General features: G+C 61.5%; 9 protein-coding genes. 4 read left to right on the forward strand and 5 right to left on the reverse strand.

Features of this window, described 5'->3' with window-relative positions; translation table 11 throughout:
- Nucleotides 1-106: 106 nt before the first annotated feature.
- The 5 genes from KSS97_RS14250 to KSS97_RS14270 form a co-directional block, all read right to left on the reverse strand.
- Complete coding sequence (locus tag KSS97_RS14250) at nucleotides 107-1,138, reverse strand: HlyD family secretion protein (protein WP_217859375.1); 1,032 nt, start codon at nucleotides 1,136-1,138, stop codon at nucleotides 107-109.
- A gap of 6 nt (nucleotides 1,139-1,144) precedes the next feature.
- Nucleotides 1,145-2,710, reverse strand: a complete 1,566-nt coding sequence (locus KSS97_RS14255) for an MFS transporter (RefSeq protein WP_217859377.1) — start codon at nucleotides 2,708-2,710, stop codon at nucleotides 1,145-1,147.
- Nucleotides 2,707-4,176: an efflux transporter outer membrane subunit gene (locus KSS97_RS14260; RefSeq protein WP_080628525.1), complete on the reverse strand. Its 1,470-nt coding sequence runs from the start codon at nucleotides 4,174-4,176 to the stop codon at nucleotides 2,707-2,709. Before KSS97_RS14260 ends, KSS97_RS14255 begins: the two co-directional genes overlap by 4 nt.
- A 204-nt stretch (nucleotides 4,177-4,380) precedes the next feature.
- Nucleotides 4,381-4,758 carry a response regulator transcription factor gene (locus KSS97_RS14265; protein ID WP_030138778.1) on the reverse strand — a complete coding sequence of 126 codons (378 nt, stop codon included), beginning with the start codon at nucleotides 4,756-4,758 and terminating at the stop codon, nucleotides 4,381-4,383.
- 137 nt (nucleotides 4,759-4,895) lie between these two features.
- Nucleotides 4,896-5,192, reverse strand: coding sequence for a hypothetical protein (locus KSS97_RS14270; protein ID WP_217859378.1), 297 nt, complete (start codon nucleotides 5,190-5,192; stop codon nucleotides 4,896-4,898).
- Here KSS97_RS14270 and KSS97_RS14275 point away from each other — a divergent pair.
- From KSS97_RS14275 to KSS97_RS14290, 4 genes are all read left to right on the forward strand, one after another.
- A complete protein-coding gene (locus KSS97_RS14275) occupies nucleotides 5,191-10,665 on the forward strand; it encodes a trifunctional serine/threonine-protein kinase/ATP-binding protein/sensor histidine kinase (protein ID WP_217859380.1) in 5,475 nt (1,824 codons plus the stop codon). The genes KSS97_RS14270 and KSS97_RS14275 overlap by 2 nt on opposite strands.
- A 255-nt stretch (nucleotides 10,666-10,920) precedes the next feature.
- The gene (locus KSS97_RS14280) at nucleotides 10,921-11,520 is read left to right on the forward strand and encodes a lecithin retinol acyltransferase family protein (protein WP_030138780.1); all 600 of its coding nucleotides are present in this window, start codon (nucleotides 10,921-10,923) and stop codon (nucleotides 11,518-11,520) included.
- 81 nt (nucleotides 11,521-11,601) lie between these two features.
- Entirely contained in the window at nucleotides 11,602-12,249 is a 648-nt protein-coding gene (locus tag KSS97_RS14285; RefSeq protein WP_030138781.1) for a response regulator transcription factor, read from the forward strand.
- A 224-nt stretch (nucleotides 12,250-12,473) separates the two neighbouring features.
- Nucleotides 12,474-13,874, forward strand: a complete 1,401-nt coding sequence (locus KSS97_RS14290; protein ID WP_198797360.1) for an amino acid permease — start codon at nucleotides 12,474-12,476, stop codon at nucleotides 13,872-13,874.
- The last annotated feature ends 311 nt before the right edge of the window (nucleotides 13,875-14,185 follow it).

Here is a 14,185-nt window from a genome sequence, read left to right on the forward strand (position 1 = left end):
TCTATATGATCTAAAAACTGCAATAAAAATAACTTTAAGCTATATGCTTAAGTCGGGAGGTCCCGTCAAAACCACAATTAGTGGACCCACCGCACTCCAGCTCCAATCACTCACCCACACGAATACGCGGGGTAACGGACATCCCAACGCGCAACCTCGTCGCATCGGGCTGGTCAGGATCGATGTGGATACGCACGGGCAGGCGCTGGACAATCTTGGTGAAGTTGCCGGTGGCGTTATGCGGCGCTACGGCTGAATAGCTGACGCCGCTGGCCGGCCCCAGGCTTTGTACCGTGCCCCGCAGCACCTTGCCCGGCAACGCATCCACTTCGATTTCCACGGTTTGTCCAGCCTCCACGCGATCCAGTTGCGTTTCGCGAAAGTTCGCCGTGATGTAGACGGCGTCGAGCGGGACGATTGCCAGCAAGGGTTTTCCCGCATTGACGAACGCACCGACCCGTACCGATTTCTGCCCGATCGTACCGCTGATCGGTGCCGTAATCCGAGTGTAGGAAAGCTTCAGTTCCGCGATGGCTTGGGTGGCCTCGGCATGGGCGAGGGTCGCCCTGGCTTTTTCCAGGTCGGCCTTGAGCACATCCACTTGTTGCCGGGCGGCCTGTAGTCCCGCCTCGCTTTTGTCCCGGCGAGCCCGTTGGATGCTCAGTTGCGCTTCGGCCTGTTGCCGCGCCTGCACGGTGCCTGAGCCGTCATCGGCCAGGTTGCGATATCGCGTCTGGTTGACAGCCGCCAGCTTGAGCGCGGCTTCGTCTGCGGCAAGTGCCGCTTGTGCCTGGCGAATGGCGGTGGCCTGTCGGGCCAGGTACGCTTGCAGGCTCGCGATGCCGGCGCGGGCACTGGCGACTTGGGCTTTCGCCGCGTTAACGGCTGCGACGAAATCACGATCATCGATGGTCGCCAGCAGGTCGCCTTTGTTCACCGGCTGGTTATCTTCGATCAACACCGAATGCACCGTACCTGACACCTGCGGCGCTACCGTAGTGAAATCAGCATGGACATAGGCATCGTCAGTGGACTGGACTGCGGCGGCGGATTCGGGGCGATTGAGGACGACAGCCCCGCTGACCGCGACGGCGAGCAACATTGCACTGATGAGCTTGGCTTTTTTTGGTAATGCCATGATGGGTCACCCGTTTGAGGACGAAGGGGGCGAGTTGGCCTGGATGACAGGAGCGGGGATGAAGGTCATGCGCAGCACCAGCGGAATCAGCAGCAGGGCCAGCAGGCCAAGCACGCGGTAGGCATCGGCGATCGACAGCACTAATGATTCCCCGCCGATGACGATCATCAGTTGTTGCGGATCGGGCGCGGACGGCAAGGCGCCGCCCACCATGGCCGCATGGTCCAGCAACATCTCCGAGTGAAAACGTCCGCGCAAGACCATCAGTTGTCCAACCACGGCAGCGCCGGCCAGCGATCCGAAGGCGCGCACTGTATTAATGGTGCCGGAGAAAAAAGGCCCTTCGGCAGGCTGCACCACGCTGGTGATCAGGAACAGCATCGACACCACGGCCATGGGTTGCCCCAAGGCTTGCAGCGTTTGCGCCATGACGAATTGGTCGCGGTTCCAGTCGCTGGTTAGCTGCGCGCCACACAGGCACGCCAAGGCGATCAGGCATAACCCGGCGGCAAAGACCAGCCGCGCATCGACCCACTTCTGGTACAGCAGCAGCGCCACCAGGGGCCCGAGGATCAACTGCGGCAACGCGACGATCAGGCCGATGGAGGCCATCTGGAACGGCCGGTAATCTTGCAGCGTGGCCAGATAACTGGCAGGCAACAGTGAGCTGGACATCAGCACCACCAGCAGGAAGAAAAACAAGGTACAGCCCAGCCCCAGGTTGCGACGCCCCAGGATCTGCAATTTGATGAAGGGCGCGGGGTGATGCCACTCGGTCAACAAGTAGATCGCCAGCAATGCCAGGCCGGCCACCAGCGAAGCAGTCACCAGCGGCGAATTGAACCAGTCCAGGCGTATGCCTTGGTCCAGCGCGATGGTGATGAGGCCGAAGGCCGGCACCGCGCAAGCCATGCCCAGCCAGTTGGCTCGACCGAAGCGCTGGGGTTGGATGGGTTCCTTGGGCAATCCCCAGCCGATCAATGCCGCAGCGATACAAGCGAGGGGGATGATTTGCCAGTAAACCCAGCGCCAATCTTGCAGGCTGTCGGTCCAGTGACCGGCCAGCCAGATGGACAGGTTGGGGGCGAAGGTGGCGGTCATTGCATACAGTGCCAGCCCATATAGCCGTATCGGCGGCGGCAGGAATTTCAGCGCCGCCATCATCAGCAAGGGAATCGTCGTGCCGCTGGCGAGGCCTTGGACAAAGCGCAATGCCAAAAGCAGGTCCAGGTCCCGAATGAAAGGCAACATCGCCGCCAGCGCGGTGCACGTGCCCAATACCCACAGTTCGAGACGGCGGACCGAAAGCGTAATGGCAAACCAGGCCGCAAAAGGCATGGCAATCAACTCTCCGGCGCTGTATGCCGTGGTGAGCCAGGACGCATCGTCCAGGCCGAAGCCCAACGCGCCCCGCACGTCCGCCAGGGCCAATGCACCGACGCGGATGTTCAATCCCGCCATCATTGCCGCCAGGAAAATCCCCAGCAGCCCCACCAGCGGCCGTTTCGAGCCCTCGGCGCGGGGCGCTTCGCTGATAGCGATGGCCGTGGCTCGCAAGGCCACGCTGTTCATCGAGCCTGCTCCGGATCCCAACCGCCGCCCAGGGACTTATAAAGATTGACCACGGTCAGGGTGGCATTGGTTGCACTGGTATTGAGGCGGGTCTGGCTGGCGAGCAGGTTGAGTTGCGCGGTGAGGACGCTGAGATAGTCGGCGGCGCCTTGTTGATAGCCGCGTTCTGCCGCGCCCAGGGCCTCTTTGTTCTGTTGATACGAAACCAGCAGCTCGTCGTGCTGGCGGCGTTGGGCAGCCCAGGCATCCAGGGCGTTGTCGACTTCGTGCCAGGCTTGCAAGACGGTTTGCCGATAAGCGAGGGCCGCGTTTTTTTGCCGCGATTCGTTCAGGGCCAGGCGCTGCATCAGGCGTCCACCCTGGAAGATGGGCAGGTAGACCGTTGGCCCGACGGAAAACATCCGCGAGTCCCAACTGGCGAGGTCGCCACTGTCGAAAGCCTCCACACCGATACGTCCTTTCAGGCCGATACGCGGATAGAAATCAGCCTTCGCCACGCCGATGGCCGCTGTGGCCGCGTGGAGTTGTGCTTCGGCGCGCAGGATGTCGGGGCGCCGTTGGGCCAGTTCAGACGCCACGCCGAGGGGAATGCGAGCGGGCAGCGACGGCAGGGGCATGGCCTGGCGCAGTTGGGCATCGAGGGCACGCGGTTGCTCGCCCATAAGCAGGGCGAGGGCGTTCATCTGCGCATTGCGACGCTGGGCCAGCTCGGGAAGCATGGCCTTGACCGTCGCCAACTGCGCGCGGGCCGATGAGGTTTCGAAGCGTGTCGCCACGCCATTACGCTCGCGGCTTTCAGCCAGGGCCAGGGTGCGTTCGGCAACCACTTGGTTTTGGCGGGCGATGTCCAGTTGCGCCTGGGTGCCGCGCAACTGGAGATAAGTGCGTGCCACTTCGGCGGCCAGCGCCACCCTGGCGGCTTCACGGTCGTACACAGAGGCCACGACCATCGCCTGGGCGCCTTCGCGCGAGCGCCGGGCGCGGCCCCATAGGTCGATTTCCCAGCTGGCGTCGAAACCCAACTGCCAAAAATTACTGGGGTCGGTGGGAGCGCCCAGCGCTGCGAATTTGCCATGCTCGCTCAGCGCCTCCCGGGCGTAGCTGGCGTTGGCGCCGACAGTGGGCAACAACTGCGACGCGGCGATGCCCAGCCGTGCGCGGCTTTGCTCGATGCGTTCGGCGGCCAGTTGCAAGTCAAGGTTTCCCTTCAGCGTCCGCGCCAGCAACTCGGTGAGCAGGGCGTCGTTGAACAGCTGCCACCATTGCATGGGCACAGCGGCGGTGGAGGCACGAGGGTCGCCGCTGTGTTCTTGGCGAGGCGTCAGTTGCGCGGCTTTCAGCTCGTCTTCAGGCCGGGTGAAATCCGGGCCCACCATGCAACCCGCCAGGCATGCAGCGCCGAGCGCCGCAGTGATGACGCTCAAGCGTGCACAGAGGCGTTGAGGTAAATCGTCGAAGCCCGACATAGCCAGATCCCCGCAATGTTTCGGCGTCGCCCGAAGAGCGTCCGCCATGGGGTCGATAGATTCATGCATGACGATTCGCTCGCCATGGATCGATGTTATCGACGGGCTGCTCCGGCCACACGTCTACATCGGTTCAGCGAAACCATACGTTGAATGGAGAAAGGTATACGCAGGTATGTCGTAGGCAGCGGACAGCGCCGCCGGTCAGTGCGATTGGCGCAGGGCGACGTCGATACAGGCCAGCAGGTTGTTGCCGTCGCAAGGTTTTGGCAGACAGGCAACCAACCCCGGAACATTTGCGGCCAGTTGCGGGTAGGCGGTAATGAACAGCGTGGGGATGCGCCAGCCTTGTTCAAGCAGATGTTGATGCAACTCGATGCCACTCATGCCCGGCATCTGTATGTCGCATACCAGGCAATGTGTTTGCGCGGGCGCTTTCGAAACAAGGAATTCCATGGCGCCGCAATAGGTGCGCACTTCGTAACCGCTGGATCGCAACAGGCTATTGAGCGCGGTGCGAACCGATTCATCGTCATCGACGACTGCAATCGTCGCTTTGTCGCGCATGGGAGTGTCTGGCATGAGGATCGCTCGTAATGGAGCCTGTCTTTACTTCACCATACGCGGTCCGGGCATGTGCAAAAGTATACTTGCGTATATCCCGCTAAGACCAAAGATGCGGAGCCGGATACCTGGATAGTAATGATCGTGGCGCAGTTTCAAATAGACTGGCGCCACATCGTCGACTGGCCATCCCAATCTCCGTACCGGTTATCTGCGCGCCCGGATTTATTCTGCAAAGAAATTGGGAAGGAAACTGGCGAGACGCTAATCTGGACGATGGCAATACAATCCGTCCCGGAACCCGACATTGCGTTCATCGCCGGGCTGCCGGCGCAGCCATGGAAAACGCGGCCAAGCGGCAGCAACGGCAATTGCGACATGACACTGGACGCCAGCTCGACGGCAAATGCGACAGAAACTCCTTTTGCTCCAGTGCCGATGGAAACCCGCATGCAAACACAATGGGACGATGGCGAGCGTATCTTCTGCCGGGAACGACGCCCAGGTGCCGACGGCGATAACCCTGTCCTGGTGGTTCGGCCTGCCAACCGGCAACCGCGCCCCGACTGCCTTGAGCGTCTCGCCCACGAATTCAGCCTGAGGGATGAGTTGGACGCCTCGTGGTGCGTACACCCCCTGGACTGGATAAGTGAAGGCCCTCAGGTGCAACTGGTGCTCAGCGATCCGGGCGGCTTGCCCCTGGTGCAATTGCTGACCTCGCCCCTGGAGACAACCCGGTTCTTGCAGCTCGCGGTGAGCATTGCCATGGCGCTGGGCAAGCTGCATGAGCGAGGCCTGGTTCATAAGGACATCAAACCCAGCCATATCCTGGTGGATTGCGACGACGGCCAGGCTCGGCTCACCGGGTTCGGCATGACGTCGCGTTTGCCGCGCGAGCGCCAGGCCCCCGAGACGCTTGCCGGGACGTTGGCCTACATGGCGCCCGAACAGACTGGCAGGATGAATCGCTCGATCGACTCGCGCAGCGATCTCTATTCCTTCGGCGTCACGCTCTACCAGATGCTGACCGGCTCGCTGCCGTTCACGGCCTCCGACCCGATCGAATGGGTGCATTGCCATATCGCCAAGAGGCCCTTGGCGCCCCGCGAGCGCATCGAAACCATTCCCGAGATGCTTTCTCGCGTCGTCATGAAGCTGCTCGCCAAGACCGCCGAGGAGCGCTACCAGACGGCCGCAAGTGTGGAGCACGACCTGCGCCAATGCCTGGCGCATTGGCAGCAATGGCGGCGCATCGAGGCTTTTGCGTTGGGCGAGCAAGGTAGCTCGGACCGCCTGTTGATCCCGGAAAAACTCTATGGGCGCGAGCCCGAGGTCCAAGCCTTGGTTGGTGCGTTCAATCGGGTCGTTGAAACTGGCGCGCCCGAACTGGTATTGGTGACCGGCTATTCCGGGATCGGTAAATCTTCAGTGGTCAACGAGTTGCACAAGGTGCTCGTGCCGCCAAGGGGGTTGTTCGCCCGTGGCAAGTTCGATCAGTACCGGCGCGATATTCCCTATTCGACGCTGATACAGGCGTTCCAGAGCCTGGTGCGCACGCTGTTGGGCAAGAGTGATGCCGAGTTGGCCGGTTGGCGCGAGGCATTGCGCCAGGCCTTGGACCCCAACGCACGGCTGATGACGGACCTGATTCCCGAACTGAGGCTGATCATCGGCGAGCCGCCTGCCGTGCAGGCACTCGATCCCCAGCAAGAGCAGCGGCGCTTCCTGCTGGTGTTCCGGCGTTTCATCGGTGTCTTCGCCCGCCGCGAGCATCCTCTTGCGCTATTTCTCGACGACTTGCAATGGCTCGACGCGGCGACGCTCGACCTGCTGGACGACCTGCTGACCAGCGATGACGTGCGTTATCTGCTGCTGGTCGGTGCCTACCGCAGCAATGAAGTGGATTCGACGCATCCGCTGGCGGGCAAACTCAAGACGTTGCGCAGCGTCGGCGCCAAGGTCAGCGAAATCATGCTCTCACCGCTCGCCAAGGCGCATATCGAGCAATTGATCGCCGAGGCGCTCCATGACCAGCCTGATCGAATCGAGCCGCTGGCGCAGCTGGTGCTTGACAAGACTGCGGGCAATCCGTTTTTCGTGATCCAGTTTTTGCAGGCCCTCGCCGACGAGCAATTGCTGGCCTTCGATCATGGCCGCCAGCACTGGTGGTGGGACCCGGACCGGATCCACGCCAAGGGGTACACCGACAACATCGTCGACTTGATGAGCGGCAAGCTCGCGCGCCTGCCTACCCAGACGCAGCAGGCCTTGCAGCTGCTTGCGTGCATGGGGAATGTCTGCGGGATGAACGCGCTGGCGATTATCCTCGAGGTCCCCAGGGCGCAAATCCGGACGGTCCTCTGGGAGGCGATTCGCCAGGAGTTGGTGGAACGCCGTGACGGTGCGTACGGGTTTGTCCACGACCGTATCCATGAAGCGGCCTACTCGATGATCCCCCTGGAGTCACGCGCCTCGACCCACTTGAAAATCGGCCGGATGTTGGTTCGGCGGATTCCTCCCCAGCATCGCGACGAGGTGATATTCGACATCGTGGGCCAACTCAACCTCGGCGCCGAATTGCTCATCGACCAGGCCGAGCGAGAGGAACTGGCCGCCCTCAACCTGCTCGCGGGTCAGCGGGCCAAGGCGTCGACGGCTTATGCGTCGGCGCTCAATTACTTGGCCATCGGGGCCGAGCTGCTGGCCGATGACAGCTGGACGCATCGGCACGGTTTGAATTTCGCGTTGGAACTGAACAGGGCCGAATGTGAGTTCCTGACCGGCCAGCTCGCCACGGCCGACGAGCGGCTGACGGCACTGTCGGACCGTGCCGTGACGGTGAGCGAGCGGGCCAGCGTCGCTTGCCTGTTGATGGATGTCTACCTGCTGATGGATCGCAGCGACGGCGCGGTGGCGGTGTGTCTCGCGTATCTGCGGCATGTCGGCATCAACTGGGCCGCCCAGCCGAGTGACGAGGCCGTGCGCCAGGAATACGACCGCATCGCGACATTGCTTGGTGACCGGGCCATTGAGGACTTGATCGACTTGCCCTTGATGGAAGATGCGACCGCGTTGGAGACGGTCAATGCGCTGAGCAAGCTCTTCGCCCCCGCCCTGCAAAGTGACGCGAACCTGGCGGATCTGTTGATCTGCAAGGCGATTACCTTGAGCCTGGAACGCGGCAACTGCGATGCGTCCTGTGTGCTCTATGCCAATCTGTACAGGGTCGCGGGCCGGCGGTTCGGTGATCATGAGGTGGGGTTTCGCTTCGGGCAACTGGGCTGTGACCTCGTCGAGCGCCGTGGCATGACTCGATTCGAGGCCAGTACGTACCTGTGTTTCTCCTGCTTTGCCGTGCGCTGGATGAGACCCGTCGGACAATGCCGCGACCTGCTGCGTCGTTCGTTTGCGGCGGCAAATCGGATCGGAGACTTGCCGTATGGTGCCTATGCGGGCAACAACCTCACCGCAGACCTGCTCTTCGCCGGCGAACCGTTGCCCAAGGTCCAAGATGAGGCCGAGCGTGGCCTGGCCTATGCGAGAAAGGTGCGTTTCGGGCTGGTGACGGATTTCATCGTCACGCAATTGCTGCTGATCCGGATGTTTCGCGGCCAGACGTCGATCTTCGGCCGCCAGGAGGACGACGAATTGGACGAGGCCACCACTGAATCCCATCTGTCCAGCAGCCCGGACCTGGTCCTGGCTGAATGCCTGTACTGGGTTCGCAAGCTACAGGCCCGTTGTATGGCCGACGAGCCTGAAGCGGCCTTGGTCGCCGCCGAAAAAGCGCAGCGATTGCTCTGGGTTTGCCAATCGTTCTTCGAGGAAGCTGAATATTACTTTTTTTCAGCCCTGGCTCATGCTGCCGTTTTTGAGAAAACCCCCGCGGATGAACGCAAGGCGCATCTGGGCGCAATCAGGGAAGGGCATCGGCAGCTCCAGGCCTGGGCGCAGCAGTGCCCAGACAACTTTGCGAGCCGCGCCGCACTGGTGGGTGCCGAGATTGCCCGCATCGAAGGCCGGCCAATCGATGCCGAGCTGCTTTACGAACAGGCCATGGACGCCGCGCGGGAAAGCGGCTTCGTTCATGTCGAGGCGCTTGCCAACGAACTCGCTTCACGTTTCTACGCCGCCCGTGGCCTCGAAAAAATAGCCCGGATGTACATGCAGGACGCCTGTTACGGCTATCTGCGTTGGGGAGCCGATGGCAAGGTTCGGCAGCTCGAAGCCCAATATCCATGGCTGCGGGAAAAAGAGCCCGCACCTGGCCCCGCGACCACAATGGCGACGCCGGTGGAGCACCTGGACATCGCGACCGTGCTCAAGGTCTCCCAGGCCGTGTCGGGTGAAATTGTCCTGGAGAAGTTGATCGATCGGGTGATGGCCACGGCCATCGAGCAGGCCGGCGCCGAGCGCGGCCTGTTGATCCTGTCCACTGGCGAGGGACATCGGATCGCGGCGCAAGCGACGACCGGCGGGAGCACGACGCAACTGCGTGACGCACCGGTCAACTCGACGCTGTTGCCGGAGTCGATTCTTTACCATGTGCTGCGAACCCAGGAGAGCGTGTTTCTGGACGACGCCATGGCTCCGGCAGGCGCTGCTTTTGCCGCCGATCCGTACTTTCGCCAACGTCCCGTGCGTTCGATCCTGTGCCTCCCGCTGATCAACCAGGCTACGCTGGTGGGCGTGCTCTATCTGGAAAACAGCCTTGCCGCCCACGTATTCAGTCCGAATCGGCTTGCCATCCTGAATCTGGTGGCCTCGCGCGCGGCCATCTCCCTTGAAAACGCTCGGCTGTACCGTGAGGTGGCCGAACGGGAGGCGAAAATCCGTCGTCTGGTCGAGGCCAACATCATTGGAATTCTCGTCTGGAATGCCGAGGGCGACATCATCGAGGCCAATGATGCATTCCTGCGCATGGTGGGGTACGAGCGGGAAGATCTTGCGTCGGGCTGCCTGCGCTGGAGAGACTTGACGGTACCGGAGCATCGAGAACTGAGCGAGCGTTCGTTGGCTCAGGCCTTGCGCACGGGGCAAGCCTCTCCGTACGAGAAAGAGTATTTCAGGAAGGACGGCAGCCGGCTGCCGGTGATCGTCGGCCTGGCCATGTTCGAAGCCAGCAGCCGGGAAGGCGTGGCGTTTGTGCTGGACCTGACCGAGCGCCGGCAGGCGGAGGAGAAAATCCGCGAAAGCGAGCGTCGTTATCGTGAGGTGCAGACCGAATTGGCCCATGCAAACCGGGTTGCGACCATGGGCCAGTTGGTCGCCTCGATTGCCCATGAGGTCAACCAGCCGATTGCCGCGACCATCCTAAACGCCGACGCCGCGCTGCGTTGGCTCAACGCCCAGCCGCCGGAAATCGAGGAAGTCCGGCAGATCCTCGGTCATCTGGTTTTCGACGCCAATCGAGCCGCCGATGTGCTGGGGCGAATCCGCGAGCACATCCGCAAGGCGCCCCCGCAGAAAGGGCCGCTGGATATCAACGCGGCGATCGAGGAAATGGTCGAGTTCACCCGCAGCCAGATCATCAAGAACGGTGCCTCGATACACGCCCAACTGGCCGGCGCACTGCCTTGCGTGAACGGGGATCGCGTGGAACTGCAACAGGTGCTGCTCAACCTGATCATGAACGCATTGGAGGCCATGAGCGGCGTCGATGAAGGCGAGCGGCACTTGTCGATCAGCACCGGGCTGGACGATGCCGGTTGCGTGCGGGTGAGCGTCAGCGATACGGGGCCGGGTTTTGCCTCGGGGTGCGCGGAGCAAGTGTTCGCATCGTTCTACACCACCAAGGCTTCAGGGCTTGGGCTGGGTTTATCCATTTGTCGATCGATCATCGAAGCCCATGGCGGCTGTTTACAGGCAGCCGCCAATCAGCCTCGCGGGGCCGTGGTCGAATTTTCGCTGCCCATCGCACGCTAGGCTCTGTACGAAATGTATCCGCACTCACCCATACTGCGTTGAAACGGGGCTCGGAATGCTCATGTACTCCAGTACACTCCGCTTCCTCGCCCCGTTTCGCCTTGTCTGGCTTTCGCGCGAACACATTTCGTACGGACCCTAATACCAAGGTTTACAGGGCGCATATCAATCGATCAGTGCGCCAATCCCAGGTACAAATGATCTCCGCCAACCCGAGCGATACAGTGATTGCCATGGGTTGCGGAGTATCTGGCAATGAAACTGACAGGCATCGCGGCGGATGAATTTTCGTCACTTCGTTCAATAGTGCTTATCTGCCTGGCGTTGGTCACCGCCAACGTCTCCTATCGCGTGACCGAGCCTGCGCAGGCGGGCGTGGCCCCGGAACCCCTCCACGGCACCAAAAGGCCAGGAGCGCTGGCAGTTGAGTCGTTGAAGCGGGTCGATATCGAGGCCCTGGACGAAGTGCCCGTCGGGGCGCATTTGATCAGTCCGCGCCGGTTCTATATCCATCATGGGATTTACCTGGGCGCTGGTGCCGTTGCCCATTATTCGGGATTCAGCGGCGCGCTTGAAGCGGGCCCCATCGAAGTGACCGACCTGGAACATTTCGCCAGTGGCAGGCCCGTGTGGATCGTCGAGCAACCCGCCCGTTATCCGGCCAATGAGGTTGCCCATCGGGCCCGTTCGAGACTGGGTGAAAACCGCTACAGTCTCTTTGCCAACAACTGCGAGCACTTCTGCAGCTGGTGCCTGACCGGGGAGAGCTACAGTGCTCAGGTCCGTGCGTACTGGCAGCGCCCGCGCGAATTCCTGGCAACGATTACCGTGCTGAACGCTCACTTCGTTGCTTGAGGGTCACGGCACATCAGGTCCACTTCGGCGTCGGAGGCGCTGTGCTAGGCTTTTTCAATCCACCACCCTAGAGGATCGTGCATGAACGGCAATTCGAAAACTCATTCGCCGGGCAGCGAAGGTCCCGTTGTGTTCGTCCTGGACGACGACGCCTCCATACGATGTGCATTGAGCAACCTCCTGCGCTCTGTCGGCATGCGCGTCGAGACCTTTGCGTCCACCGCCGAGTTTCTCCAATGGCCCAAGCCTGACTGCGCCAGTTGCCTGGTGCTCGATGTCCGATTGCAGGGCAGCAGCGGACTGGATTTCCAGCGCCAGTTGGCGGCATCGAATATCAGGATTCCCATCATCTTTATCACCGGTCACGGCGACATTGAAATGTCCGTCAAGGCGATGAAAGCCGGTGCCATGGATTTCCTGGCCAAACCTTTTCGCGAACAGGACTTGCTGGACGCCGTCTCAGCGGCACTCCAGGCCGACGTCAAGCGAAGGGAAGTCGAGCAGCAACTTTCAGGCCTGCACGCCCGTTACCAGACACTGACGGCCCGCGAGAAAGAAGTCATGGCCCTGGCGGCCAAGGGACTGATGAACAAGCAGATCGCCGGGCAGATGAACCTGAGCGAGATCACCGTGAAAATCCATCGCGCCCACGCCATGAAAAAAATGCATGCCAAGTCGTTCGCCGACTTGGTGCGAATGGCTGAAACCCTCGGCGCAGAGCCTGCTTGACGGGCCAAACGCCATTACTCGTTGGCGAAATCAGGCAAAAAGGCGGCGCTCACAGGTAACTGACTCGGGCGTGTAGGCGGGTAACGTGGCTCAACGGTTTACCGCAGAGCCAACTTCACGAGGGATTGGATCAGACATCCAGGGTGTGCCGCTTTCAGGAGGAGCGAAAACCAACCAGCACCGACAGTCCCTCGACACGCCTCACTGTCGATAAGAGAACAACAATGACCAGCCCGACCTTCAAGGATTCGAACGGCCACCTGGCGCAGGGCTTCAAGCCTCGTCACGTCACCATGCTTTCAATTGCCGGGATTATCGGCGCAGGCCTGTTTGTCGGATCGGGCCATGCCATCGCCGCCGCAGGCCCCGCCGTGATGCTGGCGTATCTTTTTTCCGGCCTGCTGGTGGTGCTCGTCATGCGCATGCTCGGCGAGATGGCGGTGGCGCGGCCGGATACCGGCTCCTTTTCCACCTACGCCGACCAGGCGATCGGGCGCTGGGCCGGCTTCACCATCGGTTGGCTGTATTGGTGGTTCTGGGTACTGGTGATTCCCATCGAGGCACTGGCCGCCGGTCATGTGCTGAACCAATGGTTTCCCTCCGTCGATGCGTGGCTGTTCGCTTCGGTGTCGATCATCGCCTTGGCGGTGACGAACCTGTTCAGCGTCTCCAAATACGGTGAATTCGAGTTCTGGTTCGCCATGGCCAAGGTGGTGGCGATCATCGGTTTCATCTCCCTGGGCTTCGCGGTCTTGATGGGCTGGATTCCCGAGCGCGAGGCCAGCGGCTTGAGTCGCTTGATGGACGAATATGGCGGCTTCGCGCCCAATGGCTTGTCGGCCGTGGTCGGAGCCTTCATCACCATCATGTTCAGCTTCATCGGCACGGAAGCGGTGACCATTGCTGCCGCCGAATCCAGCAACCCCGCACAGAACATTGCCAAGGCCACCCGCTCGGTGATCTGGCGTATCGGCGTTTTCTACCTGCTGTCGATCTTCGTGGTTATTTCCGTGGTGCCGTGGAACGATCCGCAGTTGGCGTCGGTGGGTTCCTATCAACGGGCCTTGGAACTGATGAACATTCCCCATGCCAAGTTCATGGTAGACGTGGTGGTGCTGATCGCCGTGGCCAGTTGCATGAACTCCTCGATCTACATCGCCTCGCGCATGCTCTATTCCCTGGGCCGGCGAGGCGATGCGCCGAAGGCGGCGGAAGTGACCTCGGCCGCTGGGGTACCCAGGGCCGCAGTGATTGCCAGTACGGTGTTGGGGTTGGGCATCACCGTGTTCAGCTATTTCATGCCGGCCGGGTTGTTCCAGTTCCTGCTCGCCAGCTCCGGCGCCATCGCGTTGCTGGTGTACCTGGCGATCGCCGTGTCGCAGTTGCGCATGCGCCGCAAGCTGGTCCGGCAAGGCGTCGAGCTGGGCTTTCGCATGTGGTTGTTCCCGTGGCTCACCTGGGCGGTGATCGTGTTCATCTGCGCGGCCCTGGCGGTGATGATGGTAACGCCCGAGCACCGCAGCGAGGTGAGCACCACCCTTGGCCTGGCCTTGGTCATTTCCTTTATCGGCCTGGTGACGGCGCGGCAATCGGCGCAGCCTGAAGAAGCGGTGTCCCTGGGTTAACACTACAAACCCGTGGGAGCGAGCTTGCTCGCGATAGCGGTGTGGCAGTCAAATCCCAGCCACTGACCCGACGCCATCGTCGGATCGCCGCCCGGAGCAAGCTCGCTCCCACAGGGACCTGCGTCTCATCCCCTCGTTTTTCACCGTCCCCCGAAAATCCCTCATTCCCCTCTGGCACTTACCTTTGGCAGCGTTGTCAGTAGTTGGCGCCCGTACGGGTGGAGTTCGCCACAGATGGCGACAATGTCAGCAGGATGACGCTCTTTTTTTGACGCCTTCGGGCTAATGACTCGCATGGATTGCATCGGGAC

Source organism: Pseudomonas alvandae (genome assembly GCF_019141525.1).
GTDB lineage: Bacteria > Pseudomonadota > Gammaproteobacteria > Pseudomonadales > Pseudomonadaceae > Aquipseudomonas > Aquipseudomonas alvandae.

Bases quoted from the DNA above. Each gene is read 5' to 3' on its own strand.
- KSS97_RS14250 (WP_217859375.1), bottom strand. From the start codon at position 1,138: ATGGCATTACCAAAAAAAGCCAAGCTCATCAGTGCAATGTTGCTCGCC.
- KSS97_RS14255 (WP_217859377.1), bottom strand. From the start codon at position 2,710: ATGAACAGCGTGGCCTTGCGAGCCACGGCCATCGCTATCAGCGAAGCG.
- KSS97_RS14260 (WP_080628525.1), bottom strand. From the start codon at position 4,176: ATGTCGGGCTTCGACGATTTACCTCAACGCCTCTGTGCACGCTTGAGC.
- KSS97_RS14265 (WP_030138778.1), bottom strand. From the start codon at position 4,758: ATGCCAGACACTCCCATGCGCGACAAAGCGACGATTGCAGTCGTCGAT.
- KSS97_RS14275 (WP_217859380.1), top strand. From the start codon at position 5,191: ATGCAAACACAATGGGACGATGGCGAGCGTATCTTCTGCCGGGAACGA.
- KSS97_RS14270 (WP_217859378.1), bottom strand. From the start codon at position 5,192: ATGCGGGTTTCCATCGGCACTGGAGCAAAAGGAGTTTCTGTCGCATTT.
- KSS97_RS14280 (WP_030138780.1), top strand. From the start codon at position 10,921: ATGAAACTGACAGGCATCGCGGCGGATGAATTTTCGTCACTTCGTTCA.
- KSS97_RS14285 (WP_030138781.1), top strand. From the start codon at position 11,602: ATGAACGGCAATTCGAAAACTCATTCGCCGGGCAGCGAAGGTCCCGTT.
- KSS97_RS14290 (WP_198797360.1), top strand. From the start codon at position 12,474: ATGACCAGCCCGACCTTCAAGGATTCGAACGGCCACCTGGCGCAGGGC.